We start from the raw sequence: 18,296 nt of genomic DNA on the forward strand, positions 1-18,296 counted from the left end.
GACGAGCCCAGCCTACGCGGCGCGCCCCCCGGTGCGGCCCAAGGAGTATCCATACTCGCGCTTGATCGAGTCTTTTTCCCGGCCCGGACGGATCCCATGGGCAAGCCGGGAGAAAAGGGGACACCTCGGGCAGGGGTACGTCGGAGCGGGGAGACCCGGAGATCCGGGCCTCCCGTGAGGCGGCCGGTGAGGCGTCTCCCAACCCTGACCGGGTTTCCCTCGGCCGAGACGGTCGTTCCCCGCCGAGACTTTCCCTGTCGACGTTCGGTGCGGGGCCGCTAGAGCGCCAGGGACGGCTTGAGCTGCTTGAAACGGGCCATCAGCCCGTTGACGAACTGCGGCGACTCGTCGGTCGACAGCTCGGAGGCCAGGCTGACCCACTCGCTGATGACGACGCCCTCGGGAACGTCCGGCATCCACAGCAGCTCGTAGGTGCCGCCGCGCAGGAGGTTGCGGTCGACCGCGGGCATGCGGTCGAGCGTCCAGCCCTCGGAGTAGGTGGTGATCAGCTCGTCGATGCGCGACCGGTGCCTGCACACGCCCTCGACGATCGTCGTGGTGTATTCGTTCACGGGCGGCTCGGCCCGCTCAAGGCGCTCGGCGAGGACGCTCAGCGGGTCCTGCCCGCGTGCCTCGGCCTCGAAGAGGATGTCCAGCGCGCGCCTGCGCGCCTTACCTCGTGCCGACATCAGGCGCGGCCGAGATAATCGCCGGTGCGGGTGTCGACCTTGACCTTCTCACCGGTGGTGATGAAGAGCGGCACCTTGATCTCGGCGCCGGTCTCCAGCGTGGCGGGCTTGGTGCCGCCGGTGGAGCGGTCGCCCTGGAGGCCGGGCTCGGTCTCGGCGACGAGCAGCTCGACGGCCGCGGGCAGGTCGACGTAGAGGACGTTGCCCTCGTTGATCGCCACGGTGGCCAGCATGTTCTCCAGCAGGTAGTTGGCCGAGTCGCCGACCGCCGTCCTGGAGACGTTGAGCATGTCGTAGGTCTCGGTGTCCATGAAGACGTAGTCGTCGCCGTCCATGTAGGAGAACTGCATCTCGCGCTTGTCGACGTTGGCCACCTCGACCTTCACGCCCGCGTTGAAGGTCTTGTCGACGACCTTGCCCGATAGCACGTTCTTGAGCTTGGTGCGGACGAACGCGCCGCCCTTGCCGGGCTTGACGTGCTGGAACTCCACGACGGCCCAGAGCTCACCGCCGTCGAGCTTGAGCACCAGGCCGTTCTTGAGGTCGTTCGTCGTCGCCACTAGTCTCTCCTGCGTACGGCCGCTCTTAAAGGACGAGCAGCTCTTTGGTCGTCCGTGTGAGAAGTTCCGGTCCGCCATCGCGCACCACGAGCGTGTCCTCGATACGGACACCACCCCTGCCGGGAAGGTAAACCCCTGGCTCGACGGTCACCGGGACTCGATCCTCTAGTCTAGCGTGCTCAAGGTCGCGCTCCGGCTCTCTCGAAGATCGTTTCGGCTTCGGAGAACCTTCCCGCTCTCCCCGGGACTCCTGCGGTTCCTCGGGTCTTTCCGGTGACAGGAACGGCGCCTCGTGGATCTGCAGCCCGACGCCGTGGCCGAGGCCGTGCTTGAAGAACTCCCCGTACCCCGCCTCCACGATCAGGTCGCGGGCCGCGGCGTCCACCTCGTGGAGCGCCGCGCCGACCCGCGCGGCCAGGCTCCCGGCCCGCTGGGAGGCGCGGACCAGGTCGTACAGCTCGCGCTGCCACCCCGCGGGCTCGCCGATCGCCACGGTCCTGGTCATGTCCGCGTGGTAGCCCCGGTACAGCGCCCCGAAGTCCATGGTGACCAGGTCGCCGCGCTCCAGCGGCCGGTCCGAGGGCGAGTGGTGCGGGATCGCGCCGTTGGGCCCGCTCGCGACGATCGAGTCGAAGGCGAGCCCGTCCGCGCCCAGTTCCACCATCCGGCGCTCCAGCGCCCTGGCGACCTCCTTCTCGGTCAGTCCGGGACGCAAGCCGGGCACGACCTCGTCGAAGGCCCGGCCGGTGAGCTCGCACGCGGTGCGGATGAGGTCGATCTCGGCGTCGTCCTTGACCGTGCGCACCGACTCCACGAGCCCGGACAGGCGCGGCAGTTCTCCGCCCAGCCGGAAGTAGTCGGTGACGGACATGTGGTCGGCCTCGATGCCCGTCCGGCCGTTCTCCGGCAGCAGGGCCCCGGCGACGTCGGGCGCCTCGATCACCTCCACGTCGGCGCAGACGCGCCGGGCGGCCTCGATGTAGCGGGAGTCGGTGGCCAGTGTGGCGCCGGCGTCGGCCCTGACCAGGACGGCCGCGTTGGAGCTGGCCAGGCCGGTCAGGTAGCGCACGTTCACGACGCTGGTGACCAGGATCGCGTCCGCCCGGTGAGCGGGCAGCAGGGCCGCGAGGCTCGCGCGGCGCCGGGCGTGGGTGGCGGTCATGGTAGGCATGGTAGGCACGGCGTTAACCGTTTTGAACAATGTCGTCACCTCAATCCTGCGCGCACCCGGCCGACGTCAGGAGGCGAGCTCCCTCACCCTCTCGACGAGCCGGACGCGCTCCTCGTGGGTGCCCGCCAGCGGGGCGACGTTGACGGTCGTGACGCCCGACTCGCGCATCGCCTGCAGTCGCTCGCGGACGTGCCCCTCCGAGCCGATCAGGGACGTCCTCTCCAGCAGCTCGTGCGGCACGAGCGCGGCGGCCTCGTCCTTCCTGCCCTCCAGGTAGAGGTTCTGGATCTGCTCGGCCTCCTTCTCGTAGCCGTACCTGCGGGCGAGGTCGTTGTAGAAGTTTCTGCCCTTGGCGCCCATACCGCCGATGTAGAGGGCGGCCATCGGGCGGCCCAGCTCCAGCCATCCGGAGACGTCGTCGCCGATGGCGAGCGGGGCCTGGGCGATCACGTCCAGCTCGCCCAGCGCCGGGTCCCGCCTCGCCTTGCCCGCCGTCAGGGAGGCGCCCCACACGTCGGCGGCCTTCTCCGGCACGTAGAAGATCGGCTCCCAGCCCTCGGCGAGCTCGGCGGCGAGCTCGACGTTCTTGGGACCGATGGCGGCGATCACGACGGGGATGCGCTCGCGGACCGGGTGGTTGATGAGCTTCAGCGGCTTGCCCAGCCCCGTTCCCTGGTCCGCGGGGAGCGGGACGGTGTAGTGCCTGCCCTCGTAGGTCAGGCGCTCGCGCCTCCAGACCTGACGGCAGATCTCGACGACCTCGCGGGTGCGGCCGAGCGGCGCGGTGTAGGGGACGCCGTGGAAGCCTTCGATGACCTGGGGGCCCGAGGCTCCCAGACCGAGGGTGAAGCGGCCGTCGGAGACGTAGTCCAGGCCCGCGGCGGTCATCGCCAGCAGGGCGGGGGTGCGGGAGTAGACGGGCAGGATGCCGGAGGCGATCTGCAGCCTCTCGGTCTTGGCCGCGATGTAGCCCAGCTGACTGACCGCGTCGAAGCTGTACGCCTCGGCGACGAAGACGATGTCGAGCCCGGCCTTCTCGTAGTCGGCCAGCTCGGCCACCGTCTCCTTGAAGCCCCCCGAGTAGTTCAGGGCCATACCGATGCGCATCGTGAGATCGTCCTTCCGCGGTGCCGAACAAAACCGAATGTTATTCCGTCGCCTCGTCGGCAAAGGCTATCGACTCACCGCCGAAGCACCAAGCCCCGCGCCGCCGCCATCGGGCCGGTAGCCTACGCATTCCGGGGTAGGGGACCTCGGAGGTGGAGGGCGATTCACCACCACAGGGCGGACGAGGAGCGGTGTGCTGAGGCAGTCGATCGTCGTGGCGGCGGCAGCGCTCGCCCTCACGCTCGGAGGACACCGGCTCCTGCCGGAGCTGGGCGGTTTCACGCCCGTGCTGGAGAGCCTGCTCCCGTGGCTCGGGATCGCCGTGCCGATCCTGCTGATCTGCGCGCTGGCGACCCGTTCGTGGCAGGTGATCCTCGCGGCGCTGGTCCCGGCGACCGTGTGGGGCCTCATGTTCGGCCCGGCGCTGCTGCGCAGCCCGCCCGGCGGACCCAGCGACCTCTCGGTCGCCACCCTCAACGTCGGCGCGACCAACGCCGCCTCCGCCGAGGCCATGCGGTCCGTCTCCAAGGGCCGCGACCTGGTCGCGGTGCAGGAACTGACCGCCGGCGGCCCCGCGGCGAAGTTCCTCAACGACCACTTCCCCCACCGCTACCGGATCGCCACCGTCGGCCTGTGGAGCCGGTTCCCGATCGCCGAGGCACGCAAGGCCGACATCGGCCTCGACTGGGCGCGGGCACTGCGCGCGGTGGTCGTCACCCCCAAGGGCAGGGTGACCGTGTACGTCATGCACCTCGCCTCCGCCCGCCCAGGACAGACCGCTCAGCGCGACGAGACCCTCGCCCACGCCCGCAGGATGATCGACAAGGACGACAGCGAGCGCCTCCTGCTGCTCGGCGACCTGAACACCGCCACCACCGACCGCAAGCGTTCCGGCCTGGTGCCGCCGCTGTCGGACGCCCAGCAGGAGGCCGGTACGGGATTCGGCTTCACCTGGCCCGCGTCCTTCCCCGTCACCCGCCCCGACCACATCCTGTACCGCGGCATGATCGCCACCAGCTCCGGCGTCGAGCGGGCCGCGGGCAGCGACCACCGCGCCGCCGTCGCCTCACTGCGCCTGGCCGCCTAGGAAACCGGTCGGGTAACCGTACGGAGCGTTGATCGACACCGGACGCGGCCGGGCCGATCCGTTGCGACCCGCGGTTCACCGAAGGCCGAACATCGCCCGGTCCTTACCCGACCGGCGCCCTAGAGACCCGAAGCCCCCGGGCGGGCACGGAGGGCGGACAGGTCGGCCGGGGTGTCGATGTCAGCGGGGTCGGCGACGTCGTCGCAGGGGACCGCGACGACCAGTTCCGGATGGGCCCTCAGGAACGGGCGGGCGCCCGCGTCTCCGGTCGCGAGCCTGGCGACCTCCTCGAAGTGCTCCCTGCCGATCAACACCGGGTTCCTCCGCGCGCCGCCATAGGTGGCGACGGCGACCGAGGCGCCCCGCCGCGCGGCCCCGATGAGCCGCTCCACCGCCCGCGGGCCGACGAACGGCTGGTCCACCAGGGCGATCACCACGTGCTCGGCGACGGCCGGGATCGCGCTCAGTCCGGCCCTGAGCGAGGAGCCCATCCCCGAGCTCCACTCCGGATTGTGGACGGTCACCGCTCCCCCTACCCGCACGGTGGCCGCGCCGAGCACCACGACCACGGGACGGCAGCCGCCGTCGCGGAGCGCCCTTACCCCGCGGTCCACCAGTCGCTCCCCGTGGAACTCCACCAGCGCCTTGGGAGTGCCGAGCCGCGAGCCGGATCCGGCGGCGAGCAGCAGCCCCGCGCTCGCCGCACGCCCACCGATCTCTTCCGCGCTCACCCGCCGGGCCCCTCGCCGTGGATCCTGCCGGAACCGTCGGTCAGCGGCCGGCCCGAGCCGCCCCAGCGTAGCTGGATCAGCTCGGCGGCGATCGAGATCGCCGTCTCCTCCGGCGTGCGCGCACCCAGGTCCAGCCCGATCGGCGAGCGGAGCCTCTTCAGCTCGGCCTCTCCCATTCCCGCCTGGGCCAGCCGGGCCAGCCGGTCCTCGTGCGTGCGGCGCGAGCCCATCGCGCCGACGTAGCCCGCCGGGGTGCGCAACGCGACCTCGAGCAGGGGAACGTCGAACTTGGGATCGTGGGTGAGCACGCAGATCGCGGTCCGCTCGTCCACGACGGTCGAGGTGAGATAGTCGTGCGGCCACTTCACGACCACCTCGTCCGCCTCGGGGAAGCGCTTGGCCGTGGCGAACACCGGGCGGGCGTCGCACACGACCACGTGGTAGCCGAGGAACTTGCCGACCCTCGCGACCGCGGCGGCGAAGTCGATCGCGCCGAAGACCAGCATCCTGGGCGGCGGCGCGAAGGACTGGACGAAGACCGACAGCTCGTCGAGCCGTCGCTCTCCCCTCGCCCCGTACCTGCGGATGCCCGTCAGTCCCTGCGCGAGCATCCCCCTGACGTCGTCGTCCACCGCGTCGTCCAGCCGGGTCACCCCCAGGGAGCCGGAGGAGCGGTCAGGCCAGATGACCCGGCGGGTGCCGATCGCGCCCGGCCCCGACAGAACGGTCGCCACCGCCACCGGCTCGCGCCGCAGTACCGAGGCGGCGACCTCCCCAAGCTCGGGGAAGGTCTCCCTGGAAACGGGCTCGACGAAGATGTCCAGGATGCCGCCGCAGGTCAGGCCGACGGAGAAGGCGTCGTCGTCGCTCACGCCGTACCGCTGCAGGACGGGCGCGCCCGAGGAGACCACCTCCCTGGACAGCTCGTAGACGGCTCCCTCGACGCAGCCGCCGGAGACGCTGCCCTCGGCCTCGTCGCCGAGCACCGCCATGGACGCCCCCGGTGGCCGGGGCGCGCTGCGGAAGGTGTTGACCACGGTGGCCAGGCCGAACGTCTCTCCCGCCTCCCACCATCGCAGGATCTGTGACAGAACGTCACGCATGCGTGCCTCCAAGCAGCGTCGCCAGTTCCTCGAACGCGGCCAGGCTGTGCCCGGCCACGAAGTCGTCGATGTGGGGAAGCGCGGCCCGCATCCCGGCGGTGAGCGGCCGGTAGCCCTCCCTGCCCTTGTGCGGGTTCACCCAGATCACCCGGTGGGCCGTACGGGACAGCCTGGCCATCTCCGCTCCCAGCAACGAGACGTCGCCGCGCTCCCACCCGTCGGAGGCGATCACCACCACCGCCCCCGCCGCGTCGTTCAGCGCCAGAAGGCGCCGCAGCTCCTCCCCCAGGCGGGTTCCGCCGCTCCAGTCGGGAATGGCGCGGGAGACGGCGTTCATCGCGGTCTCCGGGTCGCGGTGGCGAAGCTCGGCGGTGAGCCGGGTCAGCCGGGTGCCCGCGCTGAACACCTCCGTGGCCCCCGGCTCCGACCTGACCAGCGCGTGGGCGAGGCGGAGCAGCGTGTCCGCGTACGGGGCCATGGAGCCGCTCACGTCGACCAGCAGCACGACCCTGCGCGGCCTGGTCCGGTGCGCGCGGTAGCGGAGCCCGGAGATCTCCCCTCCCCTGCGCAGGGTCTCGCGGACGGTCGCCGGGCCGTCCAGCCGCCCTCGGCGCGAAGGCCGGAAACGCCGTGACGCGCGCCGCTCCCTGCCCGCCCGCAGCAGGGCGAGCAGCCGGTGCGCCTCGGCGAGCTCCGCCGCCGTCATCCGGGCCACGTCCCGGGTGCGCAACACCTCCGTCGCGCTCGCGGTCGACGCCAGGGCGGGAGGCTCGCCACCCTGGCGGTGCTCGGGGCGTACCTCGGGCCCCGCCGCGGTGTGCCGGGTGACGGTGACCGCCTCCGCTCTCGCGCGGCCCGCCCGCAGCCCTGCGAAGTAGGCGCGGAAGACCCGGTCGTAGCGGGGCAGGTCCTCGGCCGAGGCGCACAGCGTGACCCTGCCCGCCCAGTAGACGTCGCCGGGCCTGGAGGCGTCCAGGTGGGACAGGGCGCGCAGCAGGCCCTGGGTCCGCTCGTGGTCGGCGGACACCCCCGCGGCGCGCAGCGTCCTGGCGAAACCGGTCATGACCGCGACCAGGTCCTCCCCCGCGCCGAGTGTGGAGGGGACCGCCGCGAGAGGGGCCCCGCCGTCCGGAGCGGCCCGGGTGACGGAGGAAACGCCGGTCGGGGGAGCCCCGGCCGGCGGGATTCCCGCCGAGGGAGCCCCGGTCGGGGGAACGCCGGTCGGGGGAACGCCGGTCGGGGGAACGCCGGTCGGGGGAACGCCGGTCGGGGGAACGCCGGTCGGGGGAACGCCGGTCGGGGGAACGCCGTCAGCTCCGGGACGCACCGAGGAACCCCTTCCCCAGCACCGTCTCGTGGTCCTCCCTGTGCTTGAGCAGGGCGCCCAGCGAGGCGGCCGCCAGGTCGGGGTCGAGCTCGCGGGCGCCGAGGGCGAGGAGCGCCTCGGTCCAGTCGAGGGTCTCGGCAATCCCCGGCGGCTTGATCAGATCGGCCTCGCGGAGCCGCCCCGTCGCCGTGGCCACCTGCTCGGCCAGGATCTCCGAGCACTCGGGAAGCCTCCTGCGCAGGATCGCCACCTCCCTGTCGAAGGAGGGATGGTCCAGCCAGTGGTAGAGGCAGCGTCGTTTCAGCGCGTCGTGCACCTCGCGGGTGCGATTGGAGGTGAGCACCACCACCGGCGGCCGCGCGGCGCGGATCGTGCCGAGCTCGGGGACGGAGATCGCGAAATCCGAGAGCACCTCCAGCAGGATCGCCTCGAACTCCACGTCGGCCCGGTCGACCTCGTCGATGAGCAGCACCGCGGGCTGGGTCTCGATCGCCCTCAGCAGCGGCCTGGCGATCAGGAACCTTCGGTCGTAGACCTCGCCCTCCAGCCGGGCGGCGTCGGTGACGCCCCCAGCCTTGGCCGCCTCGGCCGCCTTCAGGTGCAGGAGCTGGCGGGCGAAGTCCCAGTCGTAGAGCGCCTGTGAGGCGTCGAGCCCCTCGTAGCACTGCAGGCGGATCAGCGGCGCCCCGAACACCTCGGCGAGGGTCCTGGCCAGCTCGGTCTTGCCGACTCCCGCCTCGCCTTCGAGCAACAGCGGGCGGCCCATCCGCAGCGCGAGGAAGGTCGCCGTGACGAGCCCCTCATCGGCCAGGTACGACCGCTCGTCGAGCAGCTGGGCCAGCTGCGCGGGCGACTCCACATCAGATGCCTCGATTGTCCGCCTCACCACCACCTCAGGCTACGCCCGGAGGCGGAGTCCTCGCGTGATCACACCGCGCCCCGGCTCCCGCGCCCGCCCGACGTCGGCCGTCGCAGGCCCGCGTCGTCGCCGGCGGGCTCCCGGCCTGCTCCGCGCTCGGGACGAGCTTCGACATCTCCGTCACCGACGCCTCATTGGCGATATCGCTCAGTGGTCGTGGAAGGATCGCATCGTGCAGGACCGTTCCGTGTTTCCTCCCGGCCCAGAAGGACCGGGCCTTCACGCTGCAGGTGTTGAGTGAAGAACCTGCTCGACCGGATCAACACCCCGTCCAGGGCCGTCGTGCTGGCGTTCCTGGCGGTGGTCCTCGTCGGTACCGGGCTGCTTTCGCTACCGGTCGCGGTCGCGGCGGGTGAGAGCGTCTCGTGGACGTCGGCCCTGTTCACCGCCACCTCCGCGGTGTGCGTAACCGGGCTCGCCGTGCACGACACCGCGATGCACTGGTCGTTCTTCGGCGAGATCGTGCTCATGGTGCTGATGCAGATCGGCGGCTTCGGGATCATGACGCTCTCCTCGATCCTCGCGGTGATCGTCTCGGGAAAGCTCGGTCTGCGCGCCCGTCTCAACACCCAGGCCGAGACCAAGACCCTCGGCCCCGGCGACGTACGGAAGGTGATCGCGGGGGTCGCCAAGGTCACCCTGGTCGCCGAGGCGCTCACCGCCGCGGTGCTCACCGCCCGCTTCGTGATCGGGTACGGGGAGCCGTTCGGCCGCGCCGCCTATTACGGGATTTTTCATGCGATCTCGGCATTTACCAACGCCGGATTCGCGCTCTGGCCGGACAGCATGATGAGGTTCGTCACCGACCCGTGGATCTGCCTCCCGCTCATCACCGCGGTGGTCGCCGGAGGTCTCGGCTTCCCCGTCTACGCCGTGCTGCGGCAGAACTGGCGCCGTCCGGCGCGCTGGACGCTGCACGCCAAGATCACGCTGGGGATGACCGCCGTCCTGCTGTTCGGCGGGGCGGTGGCCATCACCGCCACCGAGTGGAACAACCCGGGAACGCTGGGTCCCCTCTCCCCTGGCCTGCGGATCATGGCCGGGTTGTTCCACAGCACGATGACCCGCAGCGGCGGCCTGAACTCCGTGGACACCTCCCAGATGAGCGAGAACTCCTGGCTCATCAGCGACGTGCTGATGTTCATCGGGGCGGGCAGCGCGAGCACCGGGGGCGGCATCAAGGTGACGACGTTCGCGCTCCTCGGGTTCGTGATCCTCGCCGAGTTGCGCGGCGAGCCCGACGTGTCGGCGGGCCGCCGCCGCGTTCCCGAGCAGTTGCAGCGGCAGGCGCTCACGATCGCCCTGCTGAGTGTGGCGTCGGTCGCGATGGGCACGTTCGCCCTGATGACGGTGACACCGTTCAAGCTCGACCGCGTACTGTTCGAGGTGGTCTCCGCCTTCGGCACGGTCGGGCTCTCGACCGGGATCACCGCCGACGTCGGCACCGTGGGACACCTCATCCTGACCATCCTGATGTTCGTCGGGCGGCTCGGTCCGGTGACCCTGGGCGCCGCGCTGGCACTGCACGTACAGACCCGTCGGTTCCGATACCCGGAGGAGCGTCCCCTCGTTGGTTGACAGGAAGGGCCGCAGCGAAGCGGTCGTGGTGATCGGCCTCGGCCGGTTCGGCGGCGCGCTGGCGGCAGAGCTCGTGAGCCGCGACGTCGAGGTGCTCGGCGTCGACAGCGACCCCAAGAACGTGCAGCACTTCTCCGGGCGGCTCACCCATGTGGTGTGCGCCGACTCCACCGATCCCGACGCCCTCGAACAGCTGGGCATCAGGGAGTTCGGCCGGGCCGTGGTCGGCATCGGCACCGACATCGAGGCGAGCATCCTGACCACCTCGATCCTGACCGACCTGGGAGTGGCCGACATCTGGGCCAAATCGATCAGCCTGCAGCACAGCCGGATCCTGCGGCGGGTCGGCGCGCACCACGTGGTGCAGCCGGAGCACGACATGGGCGAGCGGGTCGCGCACCTCGTCACCGGGCGCATGCTCGACTACGTGGAGGTCGACGAGGACTACGCCATGATCAAGACCCTCGCGCCCCGGTGGGCCGACGGCAAGAGCCTGAGCAGCCTGGGCATCCGCAGCGAGTACGGGGTCACCGTGGTCGGGATCAAGAAACCCGGCGGCAGGTTCACCTACGCCACCTCCGACACGGTGATCCACAACGGCGACACCCTGCTCGTGGCGGGCGACACCGACAAGGCCGAGCGGTTCGCCGAGGAGACCTGAGCGCGGGAACGCGCCGGTGCGGACCGGAACTCGGCCCCGTCACGCACCGGCGGGTTCCCGCCGCGCCGCCTACCGGGCGGTGCAGGTCACCTGGGCGGGGGCGGTGTTGGCCCCGGACCAGGCGCCGTTGAAGCCGAAGGAGGTGGTGCCTCCCGAAGACAGCGCGCCGTTCCAGGACAGGTTGACCACGGTGACGGCCGAGCCGCTCGCGGTGTGCGAGCCGCTCCACAGCTGGGTGATGGTCTGGCCGCTGGGGAAGGTCCACGCGACGGTCCAGCCGGTGAGCGCGGCGGTGCCGGTGTTCTTCACCTCGACGCTGGCTCCGAAGCCGCCGTTCCACTGGTTGGTGACGGTGTAGGTCGCCGCACAGGCCTTTCCAGTCGGAGTCGGGGTCGGGGTCGGAGTGGGCGTCGGGGTCGGGGTCGGAGTGGGCGTCGGAGTCGGGGTCGGCGTCGGCGTCGGCGTCGGGCCGCTGGTGCCGGCCTTTTCGGCCGTCCAGGCGCCGACCCAGGCCAGGACCGCGTTCCAGTTGATGGCGACCTCGTTCACCGACCAGGCGTCGATGTCGTCCAGGTAGCACTTCTGCGGCCGGCAGCCGCTGAGGCGCTGCTGGGCGACCGGGTCCTCCAGGCCGCTGTTGGGACCGCCGGCCAGAGCGCCGGGCGGCGCGATGGGCAGGGAGGAGTTGATCTGGTTGGCCCAGAACCGGTGGTGGACGTTACGGGAGGGCTTGTCGCCGTAGCCGGTGACGTAGGAGTAGCCCATCGGGTTGCGGCCGAGCTGGTACGCCATCGTCTCGAACACCCCGGTGCGGAACCGCTCGGCGCCGGAGAAGTCGTGGGCCAGGGCCAGCACGACGGCGTTGTTGAGGATCAGGTTGTTGGACCCCCAGATGTAGCCGCCGCCGGACGACTGGAAGGGCACCGGGTAACCCTGGCCGCGCATCACGTTCAGCAGGCCGTCGGCGGCCGAGACGAAGGAGGCCCGCAGCTGCTGGCCGATGGAGGATGTCAGGCCGTTGGGCACCAGCGCCAGGGTGATGTCGCCCAGGCTGCCGACCTCCGCCCACAGGGCGCCCTCGTTCGTGAAACTGCGTCCGTAGTACAGCGAGGAGGAGGTCAGGTCGGTGCGGTAGGCCTGCTTGCCGGTGGTGGCGTACAGCTCGGCGGCGGCCCAGTAGAACTCGTCGGTCACCTTGCCGTCGGCATAGGAGCCGCCGCCGGTGCCGTCGGAGGCCGGGGCGAACCGCGAGGGGTTGGCCTTGGCCGCGGCGTAGGCCTTCTCCGCCGCGGTCAGGCAGCGGGCGGAGAACGCGGAGTCGATGGACGCCCACACCCGGGCGCACTGGGCTGCCGCGGCGGCCAGGTTCAGGGTGGCGGCGGTGCTGGGCGCCGACAGCACCCGGGCCTCGGGGTCTTGGGCGGGCAGCAGCGGCAGCCCGGTCCAGTTGGCGTCGTGGATCTTGTGGTGGGCCATGCCGGCCAGCGGGCGGCCGTCGGGGACCTGCATCTTCAGCAGGAAGTCGATCTCCCAGCGGGCCTCGTCCAGGATGTCGGGCACGCCGTTGCCGCGCTCGGGGATGGACATGGTGCCGTCGGCGAAGGCGCCGGTGTCGGCGCCGGGGATGTTCCTGGCCCGCTCGTAGGTGTTGACCAGCTGCCAGGCGGACATGCCGCCGTTGATCACGTACTTGCCGTGATCACCGGCGTCGTACCAGCCGCCGCGCACGTCCAGCCGGTAGCCGCAGTCGCTGCGGCACGGCACGTTGTTGTCACCCTGGTTGGGAGAGACGTTCAGGTGGCCGGCGGCGCGGGCGTACTGGCTTCCCCCGGCGTACTGGGAGGTGATCGCGATGCCGCTGCGCTGGTGGTAGAAGAACGCCAGCGCGTCGTAGGGCAGCTTCTTCCAGGCGGCGGTGCCGATGTCGAAGGGGTGGCTGGACTCGTTGTTCACCGTGAGCACGTAGTTGGTGCCGGTCCCGGTGTAGGACGAGAAGTCGATCTTGTGGACGGAGTCGCCGGAGGGGGAGTCGGCGCCGAAGACGGTCGTGGTGCCACTGGCCACCACCTGGTCGGAACCGTCCAGCAGGCTCCAGGTCAGCGGCGATCCCGAGTTACTGATCACGGTCGCCTGCTTGGCCGCGCCGGGCGCGTAGGCGACCTGGTTGACCTTGATGTTCTGGCCGAGCGCCGGTCGGACGACGGCATGGGCGGTTCCTGTGGTGGCGGCCGCGGTGATCGATGCCGCGGCCAGCGCCGCGGCCAGCGCCGCCGCCCACAGCCGAATCCGGCCTGACGTGTTCACGTGGAGTCCTCTCGGCCTGTGTTGTGTGGGCTTCGCATCTTGGAACCCTCAGACCGGGAAAAGACAGTCACCGCCATTGGAGAGAACGCTTCATGCAGCTCACAGCGATTTTTCCGGCGAATGACCGTGTAACTTTCATGAGGTTCCAGCGATTCGCGGAACCGCGGCGTGACCGCTTTTCCCACGGCCCGCACACCTCCCCGCGTCCCCGCCGGGAGGTCACGCTCGCGCACATCACCAAGCCGGCCGGCTCCGGGACTCCCGAGAAGGCCCGGCCCGGCAGGCCGGCAGGCCGAGGGGCCCCCTGAGCCCCCGTACGGCGGCTCAGCGGGTCTCCGACGCCTCTCCGCGCTCCCTGATGAGGGCGGCGAGCTCGCGGACCTGGCGGACGGTACGGTCCTTCTCCGACCCCTGCAGGCCCATCGCGCCGACCGTGGCCCCGTCGGTGAAATCGATCTTCGCCCAGGGCTCGTGGTCGATCAGGGTGACCCCGAGCACCTCGGGCCACTCGTAGCGATGCACCCGCAGCGGGTTGACGACGGTGATCCCCTGCTCGTCGGCCTCCACCCTGACCCGTCCCAGCAGGTGCAGGACCCCGGCCACCACCCCGCCCAGCGCGATCATCGCGATCCTGTCGGCCAGGGTGAACTGCTCGGACAGGAAGATCGCCATCAGCACCGCGCCGAGCATGATCAGACCGGCGAAGCCGTAGGCGGCGATCCGTCCCCTCTTGGGCCGCCACACGACGGGCAGCGGGGGCGGGGAGACGCTCTCCTGGCTCACTCTCAGATCACGATCCTTCGGAAAACCACCGGCCGGAACGGCTGTGACAGCTGGTCACGACGCCGTTGGCAACCTACCGCACGGCCCCGCCGCACCGGTCACGAGGCGCGGTGGAGCGGGGCCGCGAGCGACTCTCAGGAACGGAGTTCCCGTAGCAGCAGCGCCGTCTCCAGCGCGGCGACGGTGGCCTCGTAGCCCTTGTCCTCGTGGCTGCCGGGCAACCCCGACCTGTCGAGCGCCTGGTCGAGGGACTCGCAGGTCAGCACGCCGTTGCCGACCGGGACCTCCTCGTCCAGGGAGATCCGGGTCAGGCCCGAGGTGACGGAGTCGCACACGTAGTCGAAGTGGGGGGTCTCACCGCGGATCACGACCCCGAGGGCGACGACCGCGTCGTACTTCCTGGCCAGGACCTGCGCCACGACCGGGATCTCCAGCGATCCGGTCACCCGCACCACGGTCATCTCCGCGCCGCTGTCCCTGCCCGCCTGCTCGGCCCGCGCCACGAGCTGATCGGTGATCTTCTCGTGCCACCGGGCGGCGACGACGCCGACGGTCAGCCCCTTCGCCCGCACGGCCTCGGCCGCCGGCCGCCCGGCCCCGCTCACGCGATCACCCCGCGCCCGCTGCCCCGCTCCGCCCGGTGCACTCGCTCACTCATGCGCCCTCCCTGGGAATCTCGTGGCCGAGGCGGTCGCGCTTGGCCGACAGGTATTTCTCGTTGTGCGGGTTCATCGCCACCGGCATGGGCTCGCGGCCGAGCACCTTGATGCCGTAGCCGTCCATGCCGCGCAGCTTGGCCGGGTTGTTGGTCAGCAGCCGGATCGACTTCACCCCCAGGTCGGCGAGGATCTGCCCGGCGTTGGAGAACTCCCGCGCGTCCACGGGCAGCCCGAGCTCCAGGTTGGCGTCGACGGTGTCGCTGCCGCCGTCCTGGAGGCCGTACGCCCTGAGCTTGGCCAGCAGTCCGATGCCGCGCCCCTCGTGCCCGCGCAGGTAGACGACCACCCCCCTGCCCTCGTCGGCGATCCGCGACATGGCGTGGTCGAGCTGCACCCCGCAGTCGCAACGCAGCGACCCGAGCACGTCGCCGGTCAGGCACTCGGAGTGCGCCCTGACCATGACGTTCTCGCCGTCCTCGATGTCGCCGAGGACGAGGGCGAGGTGCTCGCCGCCGTCCAGCGAGCTCGCGAAGCCGTAGGCCCGCCACTCGCCGTACCTGTTCGGCAACCGCGTCTCGGCGACCCTGGTCACCATCCGCTCGGTGCGGCGCCTGAACTCCACCAGTTGCTCGATCGAGACGAGCGCCAGGTCGTGCTCGTCGCAGAAGTCGCGCAGCTGCGGCAGCCGCATCATGGTGCCGTCGTCGTTGACGACCTCGGCGAGCACGCCCGCCTCGCTCAGCCCGGCGAGCCTGGCCAGGTCCACCGACGCCTCGGTGTGGCCGCGCCTGGCCAGGACGCCGCCCTCCCGGTAGCGGAGCGGGAAGACGTGTCCGGGCCGCACCAGTTCGGACGGCTCGGTCGCCGAGTCGGCCAGCGCGCGGATCGTGCGGGCCCTGTCGGCGGCGGAGATGCCGGTGCTCACCCCGTCCCTGGCGTCCACGCTGATCGTGTACGCGGTGCGCAGGCGCTCCTTGTTGTCGTAGACCATCAGCGGCAGGCCGAGCCTGTCGAGGTCCTCGCCGCGCATCGGCACGCAGACCACGCCGCTGCTGTGCCGGATGGTGAAGGCGAGCAGCGCCGGGGTGGCCCTGGAGGCGGCGAAGATGATGTCGCCCTCGTTCTCGCGGTTCTCGTCGTCGACGACCACGACGGCCTTGCCCTCGCGGATGTCGGCGATCGCACGCTCGATCGGATCCAGCTTGATCACAGGGCCTCCTCGGGGGCGGGCACGGCGCTCCGGACGGATTCACCGGCCGGGACGTACGCCCCGACGAGCTTCTCCACGTGTTTGGCGATCACATCGACCTCAAGGTTCACCGGGTCTCCCGGCCGCTTCGCGCCGAGGGTGGTGAGGCTCAGGGTGGTGGGGATCAGGCTGACGGCGAAGCCGCCGGAGCCGACGCCCATCACGGTCAGGCTGACGCCGTCGACGGCGATCGAGCCCTTCTCGACCACGTAGCGGTCGAGCTCGGGCGGCAGGGAGATGTGGACGACCTCCCAGTGCTCGGCGGGCTCCCGCGACAGCAGGACACCCGTCCCGTCCACGTGGCCCTGGACGATGTGTCCGCCCAGCCGCTGGTCGGCGCGGACGGCGCGCTCCAGGTTGACCGGGGAGCCGGGTCTCAGCGCGCCGAGGGAGCTGCGGTCGAGGGTCTCCTTCATCACGTCGGCGGTGAACACCTCGCCCTCGACGTCCACCACGGTCAGGCAGACGCCGTTGACGGCGATCGAGTCACCGTGCCCGGCGTCCGAGGTGACCGTCTTACCGCGGATCGAGAGCCTGGCCGCGTCGGTCAGCGGCTCGATCCCGGCGATCTCTCCCAGTTCTTCGATGATTCCGGTGAACATTCACAGCTCCTTGCGGGGGACCGCCCGGACGGCCGGGCTCGGGAGAGTCGTCCGGGACGCCCAAGGACGTGGGCCGGGAGGCGAGGACGTGGAAGAACGCGGCCCTGGAGCCCGAAGACCGACAGAGCGTGTCTCAGGAAGGCGGAGCACGCTCGGGAAGCTCGGGAAAAGGGAAATGCCGGTGTGCCCGGACCATGAAGGGCCGGGCGGGAAATGCGGGAAATGGTGGGGGCCGACGGCGCCGCGCCCGTGAGGGGCACGCCCGGCCGCCTGGCGCGTCCGCGCCGGATCAGTCACCCGAGGTCTCCTACTCGCCAGTAGCTTTTCGCCACGGCGGGCCCCGGGGGATCAACGGATGCGTACACCCGATCAGTGAAGGGTGCCCGAAGACACTCCTTCACTCGCGCGCTTCCTCCCATCCGGACTTTAACCGTCGGTCCTGGAGTTTCACCAGGTCAACCGGTCGATGGCTTCGACCGGGTCGCGGACTGTAACCGCCGGCTCGGAATTTCACCGACCCCGGAGCACGCTGCTCTGCTTTTCTCGTTCGATCGAAGGACGCGCCGCGGACGGCACACCCTCCCCCACCAGTGTGCCATGTCCGGAAAACCGGACGACACGCTCTTCCATCATGTGGAACAAGCGAGCACTTGGTCGAGTCACGCCGCGCGCTCGGCGACCGCCTTCCGCGCCTTCAGCGCGTCCGGGGAGTAGCGCATTTGCTCGGGCACCAGGCCGATCCCGGCGTGCAGGGCCCTCAGGGACGCCGTCGCCCACAGATCGCCCAGCGGGGTGGCGGGCAGGCCGTACAGCCTGCGGGCCCAGCGCGGCAGGGTCGCGAAGGCGAGTCCGGTGATGAGGGGGAACATCGGCTTGAGCGCGGTGAGGCGAGCCGGGAGCGGCGCGTTGAGCGACCGCAGGAGCGGGTGGGCCACCTCGGGGACGAAGTAGAGGCCGGGACGGCTGGCCCGGATGTAGTCGTCCATCTCGCCGACCGAGCCTGGCACGTCCTCGGGGCGCAGGCCGACCACCTCGGCCACCCGACGCCACTCGGCGACGAACCTGTCGGCCTCCTCGTCGCTCAGGCGCACTCCCGCGCGCCGGGCGACCGAGAGGTAGGAGTCGACCTCGCCGACGTGGACCCAGAGCAGCGCGTCGGGGTCGTCGAGGCGGAACCGCTCGCCGGTGTCGAGGTCGAGGGCGGTGAGGCCGGCGTGGATCTTCCGGACCCTGGCCCCCGCCCGGGCGACCTCGGCGGTCGTGCCGTAAACGCGGACCCGGACGAACTCGGTGGTGCGCACGAAGCGGGACCACGCCTCAGCCGGGTCCATGAGCGCGGAGTTCTGCGCGACCCCGCGCATCGCCCGAGGGTGCAGCCCCTGCATGAGTAACGCACGGAAACCGGCGACGAGCAGGATTCGCTCGCCCATCACCTTCCAGGTCACCGACTCCGGTCCGAACAGGCCGTAATCCATGCGTCGCCTCCCTAACAAGTACCGACGACGTTACAGGAGGGGATCTGAGGCATATGTCTCGAATCCGCGACACAAGCGAGACGAGATCCAGGCAGGGGTGTCACGACCAGGTCATCAAAGTGTCACAGATCCGTGAAAACCACCATTTATGTGCATCGATTCTTTCACCTTGCCCCCCCATCACGTCAACAGAATTGACGCTACGAACAGATGGAAATTACACAACAATAAAATGAGTAAGGAGCAGACCATTGATTTGACCTTCGCTGCTTTGCGATGGTTCCAAGGATC

17 protein-coding genes and 1 riboswitch are annotated in these 18,296 nt (G+C 70.6%); of the genes, 3 read left to right on the forward strand and 14 right to left on the reverse strand.

Annotated features, from left to right (window positions below; genetic code table 11):
- Positions 1-278: 278 nt before the first annotated feature.
- The 4 genes from nusB to ABZ664_RS12095 all read right to left on the reverse strand — a co-directional run bounded on the left by nusB (position 279) and on the right by ABZ664_RS12095 (position 3,527).
- On the reverse strand, positions 279-689 hold the full coding sequence (nusB, locus tag ABZ664_RS12080; protein WP_350948088.1) for a transcription antitermination factor NusB: 411 nt from the start codon (positions 687-689) through the stop codon (positions 279-281).
- Positions 689-1,249, reverse strand: a complete 561-nt coding sequence (gene efp / locus ABZ664_RS12085; RefSeq protein WP_362507015.1) for an elongation factor P — start codon at positions 1,247-1,249, stop codon at positions 689-691. The genes nusB and efp overlap by 1 nt, the downstream gene beginning before the upstream one ends.
- Positions 1,250-1,274: 25 nt before the next feature.
- Complete coding sequence (locus tag ABZ664_RS12090) at positions 1,275-2,411, reverse strand: aminopeptidase P family protein (protein ID WP_362507018.1); 1,137 nt, start codon at positions 2,409-2,411, stop codon at positions 1,275-1,277.
- Between the two features lie 75 nt (positions 2,412-2,486).
- On the reverse strand, positions 2,487-3,527 hold the full coding sequence (locus tag ABZ664_RS12095) for an LLM class F420-dependent oxidoreductase (RefSeq protein ID WP_362507021.1): 1,041 nt from the start codon (positions 3,525-3,527) through the stop codon (positions 2,487-2,489).
- 193 nt (positions 3,528-3,720) lie between these two features.
- Between ABZ664_RS12095 and ABZ664_RS12100 the strand changes: the two genes are divergently transcribed.
- Positions 3,721-4,614: an endonuclease/exonuclease/phosphatase family protein gene (locus ABZ664_RS12100; RefSeq protein ID WP_362507024.1), complete on the forward strand. Its 894-nt coding sequence runs from the start codon at positions 3,721-3,723 to the stop codon at positions 4,612-4,614.
- A 119-nt stretch (positions 4,615-4,733) separates the two neighbouring features.
- Here ABZ664_RS12100 and ABZ664_RS12105 read toward each other — a convergent pair whose 3' ends face one another.
- From ABZ664_RS12105 to ABZ664_RS12120, 4 genes are read right to left on the reverse strand one after another with little or no spacing between them, the layout of a single operon-like run.
- Positions 4,734-5,345 carry a nucleotidyltransferase family protein gene (locus ABZ664_RS12105; protein ID WP_362507027.1) on the reverse strand — a complete coding sequence of 204 codons (612 nt, stop codon included), beginning with the start codon at positions 5,343-5,345 and terminating at the stop codon, positions 4,734-4,736.
- Positions 5,342-6,448, reverse strand: a complete 1,107-nt coding sequence (locus ABZ664_RS12110) for an XdhC/CoxI family protein (RefSeq protein WP_362507030.1) — start codon at positions 6,446-6,448, stop codon at positions 5,342-5,344. The genes ABZ664_RS12105 and ABZ664_RS12110 overlap by 4 nt, the downstream gene beginning before the upstream one ends.
- Complete coding sequence (locus ABZ664_RS12115) at positions 6,441-7,775, reverse strand: VWA domain-containing protein (RefSeq protein ID WP_362507033.1); 1,335 nt, start codon at positions 7,773-7,775, stop codon at positions 6,441-6,443. The genes ABZ664_RS12110 and ABZ664_RS12115 overlap by 8 nt, the downstream gene beginning before the upstream one ends.
- The gene (locus tag ABZ664_RS12120; RefSeq protein ID WP_362507036.1) at positions 7,759-8,664 is read right to left on the reverse strand and encodes a MoxR family ATPase; all 906 of its coding nucleotides are present in this window, start codon (positions 8,662-8,664) and stop codon (positions 7,759-7,761) included. The genes ABZ664_RS12115 and ABZ664_RS12120 overlap by 17 nt, the downstream gene beginning before the upstream one ends.
- 267 nt (positions 8,665-8,931) lie before the next feature.
- On the opposite strand from ABZ664_RS12120, the gene ABZ664_RS12125 reads away from it, so the two are divergent.
- Positions 8,932-10,272: a potassium transporter TrkG gene (locus ABZ664_RS12125; protein ID WP_362507039.1), complete on the forward strand. Its 1,341-nt coding sequence runs from the start codon at positions 8,932-8,934 to the stop codon at positions 10,270-10,272.
- Positions 10,265-10,933, forward strand: coding sequence for a TrkA family potassium uptake protein (locus ABZ664_RS12130; RefSeq protein WP_362507042.1), 669 nt, complete (start codon positions 10,265-10,267; stop codon positions 10,931-10,933). The genes ABZ664_RS12125 and ABZ664_RS12130 overlap by 8 nt, the downstream gene beginning before the upstream one ends.
- 69 nt (positions 10,934-11,002) lie before the next feature.
- Here ABZ664_RS12130 and ABZ664_RS12135 read toward each other — a convergent pair whose 3' ends face one another.
- The 6 genes from ABZ664_RS12135 to ABZ664_RS12160 all read right to left on the reverse strand — a co-directional run bounded on the left by ABZ664_RS12135 (position 11,003) and on the right by ABZ664_RS12160 (position 18,005).
- A complete protein-coding gene (locus ABZ664_RS12135; protein WP_362507045.1) occupies positions 11,003-13,237 on the reverse strand; it encodes a glycoside hydrolase family 9 protein in 2,235 nt (744 codons plus the stop codon).
- A 324-nt stretch (positions 13,238-13,561) separates the two neighbouring features.
- Complete coding sequence (locus tag ABZ664_RS12140; protein WP_362507048.1) at positions 13,562-14,020, reverse strand: PH domain-containing protein; 459 nt, start codon at positions 14,018-14,020, stop codon at positions 13,562-13,564.
- 134 nt (positions 14,021-14,154) lie between these two features.
- Positions 14,155-14,625 carry a 6,7-dimethyl-8-ribityllumazine synthase gene (gene ribH, locus ABZ664_RS12145; protein WP_362507051.1) on the reverse strand — a complete coding sequence of 157 codons (471 nt, stop codon included), beginning with the start codon at positions 14,623-14,625 and terminating at the stop codon, positions 14,155-14,157.
- Between the two features lie 49 nt (positions 14,626-14,674).
- On the reverse strand, positions 14,675-15,889 hold the full coding sequence (locus tag ABZ664_RS12150) for a bifunctional 3,4-dihydroxy-2-butanone-4-phosphate synthase/GTP cyclohydrolase II (protein WP_362507054.1): 1,215 nt from the start codon (positions 15,887-15,889) through the stop codon (positions 14,675-14,677).
- Complete coding sequence (locus tag ABZ664_RS12155) at positions 15,886-16,530, reverse strand: riboflavin synthase (protein WP_362507057.1); 645 nt, start codon at positions 16,528-16,530, stop codon at positions 15,886-15,888. Before ABZ664_RS12155 ends, ABZ664_RS12150 begins: the two co-directional genes overlap by 4 nt.
- Before the next feature lie 401 nt (positions 16,531-16,931).
- Positions 16,932-17,062, reverse strand: a riboswitch (FMN riboswitch).
- 127 nt (positions 17,063-17,189) lie between these two features.
- Positions 17,190-18,005: an oxygenase MpaB family protein gene (locus ABZ664_RS12160; RefSeq protein ID WP_362507060.1), complete on the reverse strand. Its 816-nt coding sequence runs from the start codon at positions 18,003-18,005 to the stop codon at positions 17,190-17,192.
- Positions 18,006-18,296 lie beyond the last annotated feature (291 nt).

This window comes from Streptosporangium sp. NPDC006930 (assembly GCF_040635605.1).
In the GTDB taxonomy this organism is placed as follows: Bacteria; Actinomycetota; Actinomycetes; order Streptosporangiales; family Streptosporangiaceae; genus Streptosporangium.

Excerpts from the sequence above, each read along its gene's own strand:
- ABZ664_RS12160 (WP_362507060.1), bottom strand. The coding sequence starts at position 18,005 with ATGGATTACGGCCTGTTCGGACCGGAGTCGGTGACCTGGAAGGTGATG.
- ABZ664_RS12155 (WP_362507057.1), bottom strand. The coding sequence starts at position 16,530 with ATGTTCACCGGAATCATCGAAGAACTGGGAGAGATCGCCGGGATCGAG.
- ABZ664_RS12090 (WP_362507018.1), bottom strand. The coding sequence starts at position 2,411 with ATGACCGCCACCCACGCCCGGCGCCGCGCGAGCCTCGCGGCCCTGCTG.
- ABZ664_RS12095 (WP_362507021.1), bottom strand. The coding sequence starts at position 3,527 with ATGCGCATCGGTATGGCCCTGAACTACTCGGGGGGCTTCAAGGAGACG.
- ABZ664_RS12110 (WP_362507030.1), bottom strand. The coding sequence starts at position 6,448 with ATGCGTGACGTTCTGTCACAGATCCTGCGATGGTGGGAGGCGGGAGAG.
- nusB (WP_350948088.1), bottom strand. The coding sequence starts at position 689 with ATGTCGGCACGAGGTAAGGCGCGCAGGCGCGCGCTGGACATCCTCTTC.